The organism is Thermodesulfovibrionales bacterium (assembly GCA_035686305.1).
GTDB lineage: Bacteria > Nitrospirota > Thermodesulfovibrionia > Thermodesulfovibrionales > UBA9159 > DASRZP01.
In genome coordinates this window covers 1-17000 of sequence record DASRZP010000138.1, presented here as the reverse complement: position 1 = coordinate 17000, position 17000 = coordinate 1, and the positions used below count along the sequence as shown (strand labels likewise).

Below are 17000 nucleotides of genomic sequence, written 5' to 3'. Positions count from 1 at the left end.
GACATGAATATACTTTCCCTCTTTGCCTCCTTCGCCTTCATCGTCTACTCATACCTCGGGATTTACACGCTTCGGTTGGACCAGAAATCCCCCTTGAGCAGGACCTTTTCTTATCTCTGTCTCTGTTTTGCGGTCTGGGCCTTCGCTTATACCTTCCTGTATTCCGCTCCCGATAAAGAGACGGCCTGGTTCTGGTATAAGATATCAGCGCCGGGCTGGTGTCTTTTCCCGGGAGTTGCCCTCCATTTTTTTCTCTTTCTCACCGAGCATCAAGAGATCCTCAGGAAGTGGTGGTCATATGTCATGCTCTACCTGCCGGGATTCGTTTTTACGTATCAAGCGTTAACCGGCGTCTTTCTCGTTGAGGACTTCATTTACCGAGGACTTGGATGGTGCGAAGTAGCCCCTGCAAACCAGGCAAGTCTCCTGCTCTATGCGCTCTACTATACCGTCTTTATTCTGACCGGCCTTGTGCTGACTCTGCAGTGGGGGAAGAGATCGAAGACAGCGGGAAAGAAGAAACAGGCCCGGGTAATCTTTGTAACGGCCTTCCCTGTTCTTATAACAACGGCGATAACCGACAGTTTGTTGCCTGCTTTGAAGATCCATCTTCTCCCGTCGATCGCATCAATACTCATCCTGACGTGGGTCTTCGGGATATGGTATTCGATGGTGAACTATAGGCTCATGATTCTTACCCCGTCCATTGCCGCTGATGAAATCATTTCGAAGATGATAGACGTACTGGTCCTGGTCAATCCTGAAGGCAACATCATCAAGGTGAACCGCCAGGCCATGGACCTCCTCGGATATAACGAGGACGAGTTGATCGGTAAGCCCCTCGATGCAATACTATCAGAGGGATCTTCCATCAGGGAAGAATTCCGGCAGATCAGAGAGGACGCAAACCGCACATGCTCAGGCGAACTGAGGTATAAGACCAAAGGGAGTGACGAGATCCCGGTGATGATTTCCTGTTCTGCCGTCAAGGATAAGGGAGGAGATCTCATCGGCGTCGTGATTGTCGGGCAGGATATGCGGCAGATGAAGCAACTGCAGAGGGAAATCTCGGAACGGATGGTAGCGGAAGAGGCCCTTCAGAAGGCCCATCGCGAGTTGGATAACCGGGTGCGCGAACGGACCGCTGAATTGACCGAGGTCAACAAGGCACTGCGGGTTGAGATCCTCGAGCGCAAGCACATCGAAGAGACCTTCCGCAAGCTCTACCAGGAGTTCAATACCCTTCTCGATGCCATTTCGGACCCCTTCCTTATGTTGCTCTCCCCTGACCTGAAGATCATGTGGGCAAACAGAGGCGCCGTTTCGGTAATGGGCAGAGAAATGTCTGAACTTATCGGACAATACTGCTACCAACTCTGGCATAACCGCACCACGAGTTGCGACAATTGTCATGTCCTGAAGAGTTTCCGGACCGGGGAATCAGAGAGCTCACAACACCAGACAAGCGACGGAAGGATATGGGACTACAAGTCTTTTCCCATAAAGGACGAAGATGGAAGGATCATCAGCGTCATCGATGTTGTTTCCGACATCACCGAAAAACTGGCGCTCCAGGCAGAGGCCATCCGGGCCGCCCACCTTGCGTCTATCGGGGAGTTAGCTGCGGGTGTGGCCCATGAGATCAACAACCCCGTCAACGGCATCATCAACTATGCCCAGATATTGATGAACAGCGCCGATGGAGAAGACAAAGGCTATGATATTGCGACGCGGATTAAGAGAGAGGGCAATCGCATCGCAGCGATCGTCAGAAATCTTCTCGTCTTTGCCCGCGACAGGAAAGAAGAGATGGTTCCCTGCCATATCGAAGGAATTCTCGCTGATTCACTCTCCCTCATAGAGACGCAGATGCGGAAGGAGGGGATCATTCCCGCTCTCCGCATTCCTGAAGCCCTTCCCGAGATACACGCAAGTCCCCAGCAGCTTCAGCAGGTATTTCTCAATATCATCAATAATGCGCGCTATGCCCTAAACGAGAAATATCCAGACGCCGGTGGAATGAAGGTCATAGAGATCTCATGCGAAAAGATAACCGTCAAGGATTCACCCTTTCTTCAGGTCATCATTCTTGACCACGGCACAGGGATCCCTGCTTCCCTCCTTGATAAGGTGAAGAACCCCTTCTTTTCGACCAAACCAACCGGTAAAGGCACGGGCCTGGGGTTGAGCATCAGCCACAGCATTGTGAACAAACATAACGGGAAGCTTATCATAAACAGCGTCGAGGGTGAATTCACTGAGGTCGCCATTGTCCTGCCGGCAAGCCTCGATATTCATGAAAAAAGCTGTCACGCTCTGAAGCAGGGAGTCATCTAAAGAAAATGGTCTCTCTGTTAGATGAGACGGAGAGGGATGTTCCGCCCTCAGGCGGATCGAGATAGCAAGAGGGGAGGGTTTTCAGATGAAATCAAGGATCCTTGTTGTTGACGATGAGGAGAGCATCCGTTTTACCTTTGATCATTTTCTTTCTGAAAAAGGATATGCAGTTACTGCTGCACGAGACTACCATGAGGCATTATCGGCAATCTCGGAAGGAACGTTCGACCTCGTCTTTGCAGACATCATCCTCGAGGGGAAGACCGGGATAGACCTCTTGCGGGAGATCAAGGCAGTTGACCCCTCTTGCCCTGTTGTTATGATAACGGGCTATCCCCATCACAACTCTGCCTCCGATGCCCTCAGGCTCGGCGCCTTCGACTACATTCCGAAACCGGTGGATCAGGAGACGCTCTTGCGAATTACGAGAATGGCACTCCAGCACAAGGCACTGCTTGGCGAGAAGGAATCCTACCGGTCGAATCTCGAGGCCATCTTCAAGAGCGTAAGGGATGCGATCATCACTGTCAGCAAAGAATTATCGGTGATAGAGTTGAATGACTCGGCAAAGGAGATCTGCGGATTCTCCCGGGAGGTCATCGGGAAGCGGCTTGATGCTCTGCCGTTGCTTTGCAGCGGGACATGCCTTGATGCCGTGAGAAAGACCGTCGACGAGCAGGAGCCCGTGGAGTTCTACCGCCTGGAATGCCAGCGCAAGGACCGTCCGGGACAGGTTGTTACCCTGAACACCTTTCGGCTTCTGAAACAGCAGAATATCTTCTCCGGCACCGTCATGGTTGCCAGGGATGAGACGTCGCTCGCGAATCTCGAGAGAAACCTGATCGAAAAATGCCGGTTCCACTCCATCATCGGCAAAGCTCAGGCAATGCAGAGGGTTTACTCCCTGATTGAATCTCTTGCCGATGTTGAAACAACGGTCCTCATTCTGGGCGAGAGCGGTACGGGGAAGGAACTCGTTGCAGAAGCCCTCCACTACGGGGGAAGCCGAAGGCTGAAACCCCTCGTCAAAGTTAATTGTTCAGCCCTGTCTGAAAACCTTCTCGAAAGCGAGCTCTTCGGGCATGTGAGGGGCGCCTTTACCGGCGCGATCCATGACAAGACTGGAAGATTCCAGAAGGCCCACGGCGGTTCTCTCTTCCTCGACGAGATCGGCGACATATCGCCGGCGACCCAGCTCCGATTGCTGAGGGTCCTCCAGCAAAAGGAGTTTGAGAGGGTCGGCGATCACAATCCGATCAAGGTTGATGTGAGGATCATTGCGGCCACGAATAGAGACCTCCGTCAAAAGGTACGGAACGGCGAATTCAGGGAAGATCTCTTTTACCGTCTGCGGGTAGTCGAAATCGCCCTGCCTCCCCTCAGGGAAAGGCGTGAAGACATACCGCTCCTTGTCGATCACTTTATCAGGAAATTCAACGGGAAGTTCGGGAAAGAGATTGTGGCGCTGTCTTCAGAAGTGCGGAAGATCTTCATGGAGTATCCCTGGCCGGGGAATATAAGGGAGCTGGAACACGCGATAGAGCATGCCTTCATTCTGTCCCGTCAGAACATAATCGTTGTCGATGACCTTGACTCAGAGCTGAAGGATTTGAGCAGATCACCCATGCCTTCTTTGAACAATACCAAGGACACTGATCAGCAAGCGCTCCTTCAGGCCCTCGAGAAGGCAGGAGGGAATAAGAGTAAGGCAGCCCGTCTCCTCGGTATCAGCAGGAGAACAGTCCATAGGAAAGTAAGAGACCTGAATATTGTGCCCGAAGACTTAACCTAGTGCAGTATCGCGGCTCATGAGGTTAAGTTATAACAAAACCTAATGAATTTATAAAGGTTTTTTTATTTACAATTTCCCCTTCCAAGTGATATAACCATTGCAGTGCACTCCCGCAAAAAATTCACAGGAGGTGTTGGATATGAAGTTAGGTATACTTGTCAGCGACTTCAGGAACATGGACGACACCGTTTCGCGATTAACGGCTGATAAGCTCGGTGTAATCTTTGTCAGCAACGGTGTCTATCATGCCGCGGTAAAAGAGAACGGAAAGGCTTCTCCGCTTCTGGACAAGACACCGAACCTGTATGTCCTTTCAGAAGACCTGCGGACAAAGGGATTCTCGGAAGCCCTGATTGACAGCAGGGTCAAATCGATAACATACAGCGATCTCGTAGACCTGATCTTCTCCGAATACGAGAAAGTGATATGGGTATAGGAGGATATCATGGGTAAATTGACAATCGGCTGTTTTTCATCCCTCGTCGGTTCATTGTCCCTCGACTTTGCCGTGAAATTGTCGGAAGCAGCGATCAAGAAAGGACACAAGGTTGACATGTGGGTTTCAGGGAATGCCACTATGCTTTCGAAGAAGGGACAAAAGGCGTTTAAAGACTACTCGGCCTTGGAGAAGAAACTTCAGGAACTCTTTGCGACAGGCGCTTTCGAGGCGACCGCCTGTGAAGCCTGCGCAGAGGCAAGGGGCTACAAAAAGGAAGATACCAAGGAAGGCTGGCAGCGCCACAGCATGGACTGGTACCTCGCAAGCTGCTTCGGAGCGGACAGAGTCCTTCATATGGGAGGTGATTAATATGGCGACAAAGAAACTCGCATTTATGGTCAAGACCCTGCCGTACAAGACTGAGGCATCGAGACTGTCGCTGACTCATGCGATCGCGAGCCAGACCGTCGAGATATACCTTGAAGACGGGGATATGGTCGAACCTGTTGTGGCATTCATCGGCGACGGCGTGTTAAACTGTCTCAAGAATCAGAAGGCCATGGACTTCTATGGCGTTACGAGCATCGAGCAGCACCTGAAGAACTCCCTGCTTCTCGACCTGAAGGTCCTCATATGCAAAGAGGATGTGGAACGGTTCGGCCTTTCCGAAGACTCCCTTGTCATGGATGCAGAGGATATTGGTGGGGAAACGAAGGCCAGTATCGTTCCTTTTCGTGATATCATGAAGGAGATGGAATCATCAAACCATCTGCTCTTCTTTTAAGGAGGTGAAAGAACATGGGTGAACTGAGCGGCATGGCACCAACGGAGACCCTCGATGTCCTCGGCAGGGTATGTCCATACCCCCTCGTATTGACCAAGAAGGCCATGGAGAAACTGCCGAGCGGAGGATTGCTCAAGATTCTCTGCGATGCGCCTGCCTCGGCTGAAGATTCCCTTCCGAGATTTGCCGAGAAGCAGGGCTACAAGTTTGAATCGGTAAAGCTCGACGACAAGGGCTACTGGGAGCTGTATATTCAGAAGAGCTGAGTCGTAGCACCGGCATAAGAGGCTTGAGGAACGGAAAAGGCCTTGTGGTCGTTCCAATAAAAAAAGGGGATGTCCTTTCGAAATCCCCTTTTTTTATTGTACTCTTCTCTATCCTACATCTCTGTGATCGTTATAGCATTTGTAGGACAGACCCCGAGACAACTTTCGCAGAAGACACACTCTGCGGTCTGGTAGGGGTCTGATTTAGCGTCCTTCATCTGAAACACGCCCTGAGGGCAGACATTCACACACTCCTCGCAGCCCTCGCACGTCGCTGCATTTACGGTAACCATGTACATCGAACATCACCTCCTAAGAATTCTTGTGCCTTATTGTAACCAAAGAGCCTGCGGAAATCAATGGGAGGTTTCCTCGATCTTCCGAACCGGCTGAGTCTGCCAAGAGCTGCCAAAGGTTCCGCCGTTCTCCCCGTCATCGCTCAAAGAACTTTTCGATGAGTCCCTTGAGGAACCTCTCCCGTTCTTTCTTATTGGGGATCTCTTCCACCGCCTTATCGCGGACCATCTTGACAGCTTTCAGGTATCTTGCAAACTCGGGTCCGTAGAGCTCTTCGATCTCCTTCCTGATCGCCTTTGCCATTGCAGGGCTTGCCCCGCTCGTAGAAATGGCTATGGTAAGAAGACCGCGTCGGACGACAGAGGGCATGATACAATTACAGAGAGAAGGGGTATCAACGACATTGAGAAGCTTGCCGGCAACAGTTGCATCATCAGCCACCCTTCTGTTCGTTTCTTGGGAATCCGTAGCGGCAATGACGAGAAAGGCGGTCTCTATATCACCTTTTCTGTACAGCCGTTGCTTATGGAGGACCAACCCCTTGTCTTTATACTTCCCCAGGGTTACCGTGAGGTCAGGACTGATGACGGTAACGGCGGCCCCTGTTTTCAGGAGGGTGGAACATTTCCTTTCCGCGACCTTTCCGCCGCCAACGATGATGCATTCTTTTCCAGTCAAGTCCAGGAAAAGGGGATAGGAGAACCTACTTGCCGGCAGAGACAAGCTCCTTTTTCGCTTCTCTGACGAGACTGTCATGGGGATATTTCCCGATGAGGAGATTGAAGTATTCCTCTGCCTTCTCCCTGTTTCCCGTCCTCTTATAGCTCAGTGCCATATGGTAAAGGACGGTGGGCTCTTTCTTGTAATCGGGAAATTTTGCAAGAACACCGCGAAACCTTCCGAGGGCAGCATGATAGGATCCTTTCTTGAAGTAGAACTCACCCACAAGAAATTCATAATCGGCAATCGTGTCTCTGCATCTCTCTATCCTGAGATCGACAAGTTCCTTATAAGGGTTTCTCGGGAACAGGCGTTTCAGCTTCTCGAACTCTTCAAGGGCCTTCGCTGCCGGCCCGAACCCGCGATCGGGGCTTTCGATCTGGGAAAAGTAGGCCATCGCTATCTGGTACTGCGCGTATGAAGCGCTTCTATCGTCGGGATACAGATCAAGGAACTTCTTGTACTCTTCGGTAGCGAGTTCAACTTCCCCTTCCTTCAGATAGGAGTCGGCGATCCTCATCTGGGCAACAGGGGCATATTTCTTCGTGAGGTCCCTGTTCTTGACTTCAAGGAGCAACTTGCGCGCGTTGTCGTACTCTTTGTTGTCTAAAAGTTCGTTTGCCCGGGCAAGGTATTTTTCAGCGTTGAATTCGTCCTCAGGCCTGATATCCTTCTTCCCCGAGCAGGATGCGACAACGAAGAGCAGGAGGAAAAAGAGCATGATTGGGCGAGGCGTAAATCCCTTTGCGCGACTGATGTCATGGGGTTTCATGTATCTATTAAAGCCTCCGTCTCTCTCTTCTGTCAAGGGTATCACCCGTCGAAGGCAGCAGAGGCTGGCGGATGCTCACAGAGTTCTGTAACGTATTGCAAGCCTTCCTGATAAAAGGGCTGTGCTTATGGTATTCTTAACTATGAATTTCGGGAGGTTTGAAAGGCCGAGCAGGTATGTAAACAGGGAGATAAACGCTCTCTATAAAGATGCGCCGGTAAAGGTCGCCCTGGCATTTCCCGATATCTATGACATAGGAATGTCCCACCTCGGACTGAGGATACTCTATGCCGTGCTCAATGACATCCCTTATGCCTCTGCCGAGAGGGTCTTCGCCCCCTGGACAGACCTGGAGGCGGAGATGAAGGTACGAGGCATCCTCCTGGCTTCACTTGAGGGGAAGAGGCCGCTCAGGGAATTTGATATCGTCGGCTTCAGTCTCCAGTACGAGCTCTCCTATACGACAGTCCTGAACATGCTCTCCATGGGCGGCATACCGATACGGTCTGAAGAGAGGGGGGGAGGGGAACCCCTCGTTATCGCCGGCGGCCCATGCACGGTAAATCCCTTGCCGATGTCTGCATTTGTTGATGCCTTTCTGGTTGGTGACGGAGAAGAAGGGGCAAAGGAGATTGTGGGTGCCTTCTATCGGTGGAAGATTGAAGGAGATGGAAAGAAAGACTCTCTCCTCAGGGGACTTTCGGCGATAGAGGGAGTGTACGTACCTGCCGTACATGGCTTCATGCCTCAGCCCCCCATAAGGAGGAGATACCTAACATCCCTTGATGACGCTCCCTATCCGCTGTCTCCTGTTGTGCCGTATACTTCAGTTGTCCATGACAGGATAACCGTAGAACTCTCAAGGGGGTGCACAAAGGGCTGCAGATTCTGTCAGGCAGGCATGATTTACAGGCCCTTGCGTGAGCGGAGTCCGCACAAGGTCCTCGAGATCGTGGCTGAGGCCCTCAGAAAAACGGGCCATGAGGAGGTCTCTCTTACATCTCTCAGCGCAGGCGACTACCGATGCCTTTTGCCCCTCGTGAAAGAACTGAATAGGAGTCTCTCCGATAAGGTAGTCTCTCTCTCTCTGCCGTCGCTGCGGGTGGGAGCGGTCAGTCAGGAAGTGCTGAGGGAGATAAAGACCGTCAGGAAGACGGGCTTTACCATGGCGCCTGAGGCAGCCACAGACAGGCTCAGGATGGTGATCAACAAGGACTTTACTGAAGAGGACTATGACAGGGCATTGCACGCCCTCTTTGCAGAGGGATGGGAGACGATCAAGCTCTATTTCATGGTCGGTCTGCCCACGGAAAGGGACGAGGATATCGAAGCTATTCCCGAAATGGCTTTCAGGGCTCTCAAGACAGCAAAGGGATACACGAGGAGATTCGTGAATGTGAATATCGGCATATCACCCTTTGTCCCCAAACCTCATACCCCTATGCAGTGGTGTGGCCAGGAGCCTATCGGGAGGATAAAGAAGAAGATGGAGTACCTCAGGCGGAGCCTGTCGGGGAAGAAGATGACCTATAAGGGTCACAGTACCGAGATGAGTCTCCTTGAGGCCGTCTTTTCGAGAGGGGACCGCAGGCTTTCCGACCTGATCGAGGAGGCCTGGAAAGGTGGTTGCAGGCTCGACGCATGGACCGAGACCTTCGATTTCAGAAAGTGGCAGAAGGCTGCTGAGAATAGCGGAATCGATCTCCATGAGTACGCACAGAGGTCTTATGCATACGGCGATGTGCTGCCGTGGGAGAAGATCCGTACCGGCATCAGGAAAGATTTTCTCTGGAATGAACTTCAGAAGGCCCTTTCCTGCGAGAAGACCGAGGACTGCCGGAAGACCTGTTACGGTTGCGGACTGCAGTGTACCAGTGCTGAGACAGGGGGATGGGGAGAAAGGGAACTTTCGAAGACAGCAGACAAGTCATTTCCCTTCCAGACCCCCATCTCTGCGTCCCCCCTTCGGGTTATAAGGATCAGGATTCTTTTTTCAAAGACCGGGGTCATGAGATACCTCTCTCACAGGGAAGTGATGACCACCTTTATCCGTGCCTTGAGAAGGGCGGACATTCCCCTCGTCTATTCACAGGGATTTCATCCCTCACCGCGCGTCTCCTTTGGGCCTCCGTTGAGCGTCGGTGTGAGCGGCCTGAGGGAGTATTTCGATCTCGAAGTCAAGAGGCCCGTTGCTGTTGCCGACCTGAGGGACACCCTCAATGGCAGTCTTCCCGAAGGACTACGCGTTGAAGACGCGCGGGTCGTCGCCCTTAATGAACCCTCCCTCGACAGCTTCATCTCGAGATACGAATACGAGATACGCTGTCCTGATCCGAAGATGGTAGAGGATTTTCTGGCAAAGGATACTGTTCTGATCGAGAGAAGGAGGGCAAACGGCGCGATAACGCAGGTTGATATAAGGAAGATGCTCGTTGATGGGTTCGTTACCGGTGAGGGCTCTGCCAGGATTCTTGCCGTTGAACACGCTGACTCAAAGGTCAGACTCGGAGAGCTTATACCTGCCATTTTTCAGGTTCCGGCCGAGGAGCTCGAAATAACGAGGACCGGCATGCACGGGTGGAACAACGGGTGGACCGACCCCTTCTATGCTGTTCAATACGCGGCCCAGACAGCTCCGTTGCGTCCGAATTTTCAAGAGGATGAGAGAAAGGGGGTGCGGGTGGAGAAGATCTTCTCCCGCACGCGTTAGGGACGGATGGCGAACGAGATATTGATTAGTGTGACCCGGGAAGAGATACGGGTCGGATTGCTTGAGGGCGGACAGGTCATCGAGTTCTACGTCGAGAGGAAGCGCGACGCAAGTCTTGTGGGGAACATCTACAAGGGCAGAGTCGTTAAGATACTTCCCGGCATGCAGTCGGCATTTGTGGATGTCGGGCTCGAAAAGGCAGCATTCCTCTATGTCGCAGACATCATGACCGACCTTGAGGCATATGCTCCCTTTCTCGATGAGGAGGAGAAGGAGAATTCCATCGATCTCTTCTCAAAGAGGGGAAGGCAGGACCTGCCGATCGAGGAGATCATACAGGAAGGACAGGAACTCCTCGTTCAGGTCTCAAAGGACCCGATCGGAAGCAAGGGGGCGCGCGTCACTTCCTATGTCACGCTGCCTGGCCGGTATCTTGTTCTCATGCCGAATGTTGAGCACATTGGCATATCGAGGAGGATATCGGACGAAGAGGAGCGGGCCCGCCTGAGGGCGATTCTCGAAACCATAAAGCCGAGGGGGTATGGCTTCATCATCAGGACTGCCAGCGAGGGATGCACCGAAGAAGAGCTGAAGAAAGACATGGAGTTCCTCCTGCTCCTCTGGGAAAATATCCAGGGAAAGAGGGACAGGGTCGTTGCGCCCACGCTTCTCTACAGCGACCTCGACCTTGAATTCAGGAGCGTCCGTGATCTCATGAGTCAGGATGTCGAAAGGCTCGTGATAGACTCTGAAGATGAGGCTGACCGGGTGAAGGATTTCGTCAAGACCTATTTCCCGAAGCTTCTTTCGAAGATAGAGGTCTACAATGACAGCGAGCCCATCTTTGATGCCTTTGGCGTGGAACTCGATATTTCACGGGCCCTGGGGAGAAGGGTCTGGCTCAAGTCCGGAGGCTACATCGTCGTGGATCAGACAGAGGCGATGACCGTCATCGATGTGAATACGGGGAAGTTCGTCGGCAAAGAGGACCTGGAGGACACAATCCTCAAGACAAATCTCGAAGCCGTCAAGGAGATAGCCTATCAGATCAGACTCAGGAATCTCGGGGGGATTATCATCATCGACTTCATCGATATGGAAAAGCTGGAAAACAGGGAGAAGGTCTTCAATGCCTTCCTCGAGGCGATGAAGAGGGACAGGGCAAAGAATACGATCCTCCACATCTCTGAACTCGGACTCATCCAGATGACACGGAAGAGGGTGAGAGAGAGCCTCGGCAGGACACTCTGTGAGGCATGCCCATACTGTGAGGGCAAGGGCTTTGTCAAGTCGCCGAGGACCCTCTGTTACGAGATCTTCCGGAAGATCACCAGGATGGCCCGTCACGGCGGTGTGAAGATCATTGTGACCGCCCATCCGTCGGTGGCAGAACTCCTTTCCGATGAAGAACGCGGCGGCATTGAAGAGATCGAGAACAAATACGGGGTGAAGGTCATCGTCAAGGAAGACGACAAACTCCATCAGGAAAACTATGAAGTCATGCAGTTATAGTTCTTTTCCCGGCAGCAGATTCAGAGTGAGAGTATCCTTTCCTATGTATCTGTGCCAAACTCTGTGGGTTACCCTATGTCCGACACGTTTTTTGAAACCCCATCTCTGCACCATCTGACAAGGCTCCTCACGGATATGGAGAGCGCCGTCATCGCATTCTCCGGAGGCGTTGACAGTACCTTTCTCCTGAAGGTCGCCCGGCTCTCGGGCATCCGAACGCTGGCCGTGACCGCCCTATCACCTTCAATGCCTGAAGAGGAGTTCAGGGATGCACGAGAGATTGCCGGGATGATCGGGATCCCTCACCTGATCATAGAGACGGCAGAGATCGAGAGCCCTGACTTCGCCAGGAACCCCGTTGATCGCTGTTTCTATTGCAAGGACGAGCTCTTCTGGAAACTAAAGGAGATCGGCCTGTCAGAGCACTACCGGTTTGTCCTCGACGGCAGCAATCTCGATGACATGGACGACTGGAGACCCGGGAGAAGGGCTGCCCTGAAACACGGTGTGCGGAGCCCCCTTATCGAGGCAGGATTCAGAAAAGGGGATATCAGGAGATTCTCCCGCGCTCTCGGCCTTCCAACCTGGGACAAGGCAGCATCTCCCTGTCTGTCCTCGAGGTTCCCCTACGGCGAACCGATTACCCTCGATGGTCTCAAGCAGGTCGGTGAGGCCGAGCGGTTTTTGAAGTCCCTGGGTTTCGGGGAGCTGAGGGTGCGCCACCACAGGGAGACGGCAAGGATCGAGCTGAAAGAGGATGAGATACCTCAGATGCTCAAGAGCGAGACAAGAAGGGCCGTCGTCGAGAAACTGAAGTCTCTGGGATATAAATTCATCTCCCTCGACCTCGGGGGATTCAGGAGCGGCAATCTGAATGGATGAACTCGCCGTCGATTTTCTCGTTATCGGAAGCGGAGTGGCCGGCCTCAGGGCTGCCATCGAGCTGGCTCCACACGGCAAGGTCCTTATTGTCACAAAGGATCTCCCCACCGAGAGCAGCACAGAATATGCACAGGGTGGAATTGCCGTTGCCCTGAGCGACGAAGACGAGGTAGGGATCCATTTCGAAGATACGCTGAGGGCAGGAGACGGGCTCTGCAGCGGGGAGGCGGTGAAGGTACTTGTTGAGGAAGGTCCCGAGAGGATCACCGAGCTCATCTCATGGGGCGCTGAGTTCGACAGGGCAGGGACAAAGCTCGCCTTCACAAGGGAGGCGGCCCATTCCAAGAACCGCATCCTCCATGCCCAGGGGGACTCCACAGGGAAAGAACTCGAGAGGGTACTCCTCGCCAAGGTCAGGACCTTCCCTTCGGTGGAGAAATATTCCTTCGCCTTTACCCTTGACCTCATCGTGAAGGATGGCGAGTGCCTTGGGGCAACGGTTCTAAGGGAAGGCAAGGCGATCAGCCTTTTTGCAAAGGCAACGGTCCTTGCTACGGGAGGGGCAGGACAGCTCTTTGAGAGGACAACAAACCCCGAAGTGGCAACAGGAGACGGCATGGCGATCGCCTTCAGGGCCGGGGCGGTCCTGGAAGATATGGAATTCGTCCAGTTTCATCCCACCAGCCTCTACGTTCCCGGCACTCCACAGTTTCTCCTGAGCGAGGCGATGCGGGGAGAAGGGGCAGTGTTGAGGAACAGAGAGAAGGAACCCTTTATGAAGAACTATAATGCCCTGGCAGAGCTTGCGCCTCGGGATGTGGTTTCGAGGGCCATAATCTCGGAAATGGTAAAGACGGGGAGCAGCCATGTCTATCTCGACCTCACCCATCTCGACCACGATTTTGTGAGGAAAAGGTTTCCGAGGATCAGTGCCACCTGCAAGGCCTACGGTATTGACATAGCTGAAGACCTCATCCCGGTTTCGCCTGCCGCGCACTATATCATGGGCGGCATCAAGACCGATCTGGAGGGAGCGACTAACATCAAGCGTTTCTATGCGGCGGGAGAGGTTGCCTGCACGAGGGTGCACGGTGCAAACCGGCTCGCAAGCAACAGTCTTCTTGAAGGACTCGTCTTCGGTGCACGGGCAGGAAGCGCAGCCTCCCGTCATAGAAATCAGCCCACGGTCGCCGGATTCAAGGAAGAACCAGCTACTCATCTTTCGCCGGCATCGGCAGATCCTCCTGACCGTAACATGGGAGAGATACGGAAGGCCCTGAGGAGACTCATGTGGGAGAGGGTTGGAATCATACGGTGTTCCGAATCACTTTCGATTGCCCATGAAAGACTTGCTCAGTGGCTCACCCTTGTCGAGAATGCATCTCTCACGCGGCAGGAGCAGGAGATAAGGAATATGGTGACCGTGGCCAATCTTATCGCCGAAACTGCGCTTTCGAGAAGAGGGAGCATCGGAGCGCATTTCAGGTCCGATTTCCCCGAGCGCGGCAAAGACTGGAACAAGCATTTTGCGTGTATGAAAGGAATAAGTATTCCGGTGTAAGAAGAGAACCACGAAGGGTTTCGAGTAAGCGTCACATGGATGTCGGCACTCAAATTTTTCTTGCGGCAGTCTTCGCTTGTAACATGCGTTCAGTTCAGGCGAATAGCATTTAACTCCCCATCAGATTGAGCGATGCTCCCTTTTGTCTATTTGACCTTTTTCCATGTCTTATCAGGGTCATACTTTGTCATTGCCTTGGCAATCTCTTCGGTTCTTGTTCCCAGATCTTTTTCATACACCATGCCGAGCTGGTTCACCATGAAGGTCATGATCCCTGACACTCCGTATTCAGCAGGGTATGCCACAACTCCGAAGCCGGCAACCATCTTGCCGTTGATTATATAATCAAAATCGCCGCCAGGGGCATTGCTGCCCTGGCCTTTCAGCATCTTGAAATAGTAGCCGTGATACGGGGTATACTTTCCGGTGTGTTTCCCCACAGGGTATCCCTCCTCAGCAGCATGGGCGACCAATGGGCCGAGCGGACTCTGCTCCCCTCCGGGTTCAGCCTCCCAGTATAGGCCGTCCCTCTTACCTTCGCGGCTCAGGAAATGCTCGGCATATTGCAGTACCCCATCACCGTCACGGTCCTTGCTTGCATAATCGCGTTGAGCATCGGCAATCGCACGGACCACCTCAATGGTATTCAACTCGTTCTTGCCTATCCTTCGGTTCAATATCTCTTCCTTCCCTTCTTCAGTGGCAAAGACCCATTCGTTACCTGACTTGACAATCGGGATCGGGAAGGAACACTCACCTTTCCCGATAATCGGCAGCATTGCTCCATTATCCAATTTTGCAAACCTTACCTCCTCCCCTGCCGCCTTTACAAATCGGTTGAGCGCAGCGCTGTCTGCAATTGAATCTCCCGAGGATATGATGTCCTTGCTGTCGGGACCGAAAATGGCCAGGAGTGCTTTCGTGTCATTATCCTTGGCGGCATCAACGAGCGCTTTGAACGCATCTTCAGGGGATTTGAACTTCCTTTGCCCGGCATCCTGAGCAGCGGCAGGATAATGTGATGCAATGATCGCAATGGTGACAGCGATCAAAGCTGCAAAGACATAATGGAAAACTGATTCTGATGTTGTTCTATTACCGAACATTTTTTCCTCCATCCATCATTGCTCTTAAAAATTCTTTTTTTAATAGCCATACATTGTGCCATCTTATCGTCGCGAACCGCCGCCATGGTATCCTGAGACACCATGGGAAACTCCGCCGGAGACCTGGCCGGCAGCAGATCGGCTCCGAAACCCGCGGTCGCTCGCAGGCTGTTCAGTGGTTCTGTTAATGGAATGTTCAAATGCGTTTGACCCTGTTCCGGGAGAAGACCTGGACACACCATAGCCCCGATAGCCTCTATATTCCCTACCTGCTGTCTCAGCGCCTCCCGGAGTGGTCGTCGCCCGGCCGCGTTCCATAATGGATTGCGCTCCGCTCCGTGCTGCAGGGCTAGTCCATCCGGCTGCCCTTCCAAACGGAAATACCCCGCCTTCAGACCTGTGTGCGGGGTCGACCCTGAAAATCCTGCTTGTGCGGGAATCGCGGAAATGATTGCTGATGAATTCTCCGTGTCTATATCCCCTGTGATCATGTACCCTGACATGAAAATCCACAAGGACGTAAAACCCGGGGAACCAGACATCCCACCACCAGAAGGGATAAGGCACCCAGCTATACATATATGCGTAGGGAGGCGGGGGCGCATAGTAGGTGACCACCGGGGGGCTCTCGGTGTCATAATAATCCTGTATGACATCAGGCGCCGGATAACTCAGGCCGGATGTATCCCCAGGCGCCTGGCCAGAGGTATCAACCCATATTGATAAACCATATTCGGCTGCAACATCCTGGAGCCTTTTTATCGCCTCGTCCTGACTCATGGACATTTTGCCGGAGGCAGCAGCATCACTGACCGTTCTTTTTAATTCACCCAAAATGTCAGGAGTAACAGGGTAGTCGGCAATCCAGCCGTTTCGCGGAGCGATTCCCACTTCGCCCAGTGTGCTCTCTGCCTCTGTCTCATCATCAGTCGTGCCGATGCCCAATGAAGCAAGCAGTTGGACAGCAAAATCTCCTTCACGAACCAGCGGTTGGGCCAGAGGTGGATTCTCGGCTGACGTCCGAACCGGCTGTGCTTTAATGAATCCTGGCATCAGTAACTGACAGCCGATCACGAGAATAATAATCCTGACGGGCGACCTTTTCATCTTCTTTCCTTCTGCCGCAACTGAGTTTGTCTTCACAAGGATCCCTGAAAAATCATTTGTCCCTGTCATGACTCTGGAGCATTCACTTAATCGAGGGGAGCAGCCGTATATAAATGATTACCCTATCATCCATCAATCGATAAGCCGTTCAAGCACATTTAACACCACAGGAGAATGGCAGGTGGAGGGCCCTTTCCTCATAGCCGACCACATCACTGTTCAGCGCAATGATCCTTCTCGCCGGGCTGCGGCTTAATGAGGCGTTGCAACTGACAAATTTCTCAGCTGATTCGACGGCCTCCTTTGCTGACACTTCCTTCACTTCCCTGAAAAACAAGTGGTCTTTCCCTTCTTCCTCATGCCAGCCCCCGTATTTACAGTATATACCTTTTTTCCGATCCCTGCATCTGAAATCTCTGCGAACGAAATTTTACCTTTTGCGTAACCTGACCTTCGTGTGTTGGTTTTGGATAATAACTATCACCATCGGTTATGTCGCTGAAAAGTGAGGCTGACGGGCGTTCTTTTTATCGCTGCCTCATAAGCCAATCTCTGGCAGAATGTGTGTCTACCGGTAACCCGCGATATTAATCGATAGAAGAATATGCGGAGCATCATGTGGGTCTTCGAGCAATGATACCACATCACAGTATCGTGATCGCAACTCGCGGGGCTTTCCGTCTGTTATAATTAATGGTGATAACAAGGGTGCAGG

Annotated in this window: 14 protein-coding genes; 10 read left to right on the top strand and 4 right to left on the bottom strand. The window is 52.5% G+C overall.

Going from position 1 to position 17000, the window contains the following annotated elements:
- Window positions 1-3: 3 nt before the first annotated feature.
- The 6 genes from VFG09_15130 to VFG09_15105 all read left to right on the top strand — a co-directional run bounded on the left by VFG09_15130 (window position 4) and on the right by VFG09_15105 (window position 5618).
- Window positions 4-2337, top strand: a complete 2334-nt coding sequence (locus VFG09_15130; protein ID HET6516485.1) for a PAS domain-containing protein — start codon at window positions 4-6, stop codon at window positions 2335-2337.
- A gap of 85 nt (window positions 2338-2422) precedes the next feature.
- Entirely contained in the window at window positions 2423-4129 is a 1707-nt protein-coding gene (locus VFG09_15125) for a sigma-54-dependent Fis family transcriptional regulator (protein ID HET6516484.1), read from the top strand.
- A gap of 139 nt (window positions 4130-4268) precedes the next feature.
- Window positions 4269-4565 (top strand): DsrH/TusB family sulfur metabolism protein, encoded by a 297-nt coding sequence (locus VFG09_15120; protein HET6516483.1) that lies wholly within the window; start codon window positions 4269-4271, stop codon window positions 4563-4565.
- A 9-nt stretch (window positions 4566-4574) separates the two neighbouring features.
- A complete protein-coding gene (locus VFG09_15115) occupies window positions 4575-4937 on the top strand; it encodes a DsrE family protein (GenBank protein ID HET6516482.1) in 363 nt (120 codons plus the stop codon).
- A gap of 1 nt (window position 4938) precedes the next feature.
- Entirely contained in the window at window positions 4939-5352 is a 414-nt protein-coding gene (locus VFG09_15110; protein ID HET6516481.1) for a DsrE family protein, read from the top strand.
- Between the two features lie 14 nt (window positions 5353-5366).
- Window positions 5367-5618 carry a sulfurtransferase TusA family protein gene (locus tag VFG09_15105; protein HET6516480.1) on the top strand — a complete coding sequence of 84 codons (252 nt, stop codon included), beginning with the start codon at window positions 5367-5369 and terminating at the stop codon, window positions 5616-5618.
- Window positions 5619-6050: 432 nt separating this feature from the next.
- On the opposite strand, the gene VFG09_15100 is transcribed toward VFG09_15105, so the two are convergent.
- Together VFG09_15100 and VFG09_15095 are read right to left on the bottom strand one after the other, a co-directional pair.
- On the bottom strand, window positions 6051-6638 hold the full coding sequence (locus VFG09_15100) for a bifunctional precorrin-2 dehydrogenase/sirohydrochlorin ferrochelatase (protein HET6516479.1): 588 nt from the start codon (window positions 6636-6638) through the stop codon (window positions 6051-6053).
- Window positions 6619-7407, bottom strand: coding sequence for an outer membrane protein assembly factor BamD (locus VFG09_15095; GenBank protein HET6516478.1), 789 nt, complete (start codon window positions 7405-7407; stop codon window positions 6619-6621). The genes VFG09_15100 and VFG09_15095 overlap by 20 nt, the downstream gene beginning before the upstream one ends.
- A 127-nt stretch (window positions 7408-7534) precedes the next feature.
- Here VFG09_15095 and VFG09_15090 point away from each other — a divergent pair, with 127 nt between their 5' ends.
- From VFG09_15090 to nadB, 4 genes are all read left to right on the top strand, one after another.
- Window positions 7535-10117 carry a TIGR03960 family B12-binding radical SAM protein gene (locus tag VFG09_15090; protein ID HET6516477.1) on the top strand — a complete coding sequence of 861 codons (2583 nt, stop codon included), beginning with the start codon at window positions 7535-7537 and terminating at the stop codon, window positions 10115-10117.
- 6 nt (window positions 10118-10123) lie between these two features.
- Complete coding sequence (locus VFG09_15085) at window positions 10124-11629, top strand: Rne/Rng family ribonuclease (protein ID HET6516476.1); 1506 nt, start codon at window positions 10124-10126, stop codon at window positions 11627-11629.
- Window positions 11630-11704: 75 nt separating this feature from the next.
- Window positions 11705-12511 carry an ATP-dependent sacrificial sulfur transferase LarE gene (gene larE / locus VFG09_15080; GenBank protein HET6516475.1) on the top strand — a complete coding sequence of 269 codons (807 nt, stop codon included), beginning with the start codon at window positions 11705-11707 and terminating at the stop codon, window positions 12509-12511.
- Complete coding sequence (nadB, locus tag VFG09_15075; GenBank protein ID HET6516474.1) at window positions 12504-14072, top strand: L-aspartate oxidase; 1569 nt, start codon at window positions 12504-12506, stop codon at window positions 14070-14072. The genes larE and nadB overlap by 8 nt, the downstream gene beginning before the upstream one ends.
- A 146-nt stretch (window positions 14073-14218) precedes the next feature.
- Here the strand turns inward: nadB and VFG09_15070 are convergent, their stop codons facing one another.
- On the bottom strand, window positions 14219-15178 hold the full coding sequence (locus VFG09_15070; protein HET6516473.1) for a DUF2950 domain-containing protein: 960 nt from the start codon (window positions 15176-15178) through the stop codon (window positions 14219-14221).
- A 63-nt stretch (window positions 15179-15241) separates the two neighbouring features.
- Complete coding sequence (locus VFG09_15065; protein ID HET6516472.1) at window positions 15242-16285, bottom strand: hypothetical protein; 1044 nt, start codon at window positions 16283-16285, stop codon at window positions 15242-15244.
- Window positions 16286-17000 lie beyond the last annotated feature (715 nt).